The sequence below is a fragment of the Oleiphilus sp. HI0043 genome (genome assembly GCF_001634935.1).
In genome coordinates this window covers 1-647 of sequence record NZ_LWEY01000848.1, presented here as the reverse complement: position 1 = coordinate 647, position 647 = coordinate 1, and the positions used below count along the sequence as shown (strand labels likewise).

General features: G+C 46.7%; 1 protein-coding gene. It reads right to left on the bottom strand.

Annotation, left to right across the window (positions count from 1 at the left end):
- The coding region (locus tag A3729_RS09620; RefSeq protein WP_156497850.1) for an MBL fold metallo-hydrolase at positions 1-553 on the bottom strand (553 nt) is incomplete at its 3' end.
- Between the last annotated feature and the right edge of the window lie 94 nt (positions 554-647).

Sequence of the window (647 nt, the reverse complement as noted above, 5' to 3'; positions counted from 1 at the left end):
AGTGAGGAGCGCCTAAATCACCCGAAAAGACAAGCCGATGCACTTCACCCTCTTGACTCACACGACACTCAACATAAGCAGAGCCAAGAATATGACCTGCTGGCTGTAAGCAAATATCTAAACCTTCAAAGACTGAATACAAATCACCATATTTGAGCGGCACAATACGCTGCTTAAGCACCGACATAAATTGTCGGATCATCTGTTTATTACGGGTGAAACCAATCTTCACCGCATCTTCCAGTACCAGCGGTAAAAGCACAGCCGACGGCTCAGAACAGTATATCGGCCCATCAAAGCCAGCAGCGAGAAGATAAGGAATGCGCCCGACATGATCGATATGAACATGGGTCACGACAAGCGCTTTAATATGAGAAACTGGGAAGTCGATTTCAAGCTGGCTTTCACTCGACTGCCCAGAGGTCTCGGCCCCTTGAAACAATCCGCAATCAATCAGAATACCTTGTTGTTCAGAACTGTTTTTATCAGAAATGCGAAGCTCGTGACACGAACCCGTTACGCCATTCACCGCTCCGTGGTGTAGGATTTTCATGTGATGTCCTTATCAATTAAGTTAAGGGAAGAATATCACAACGCTCGCGCTAGATTCCAACAGGATGGTTTCAATCGAGTCTGACCCCGTTGTC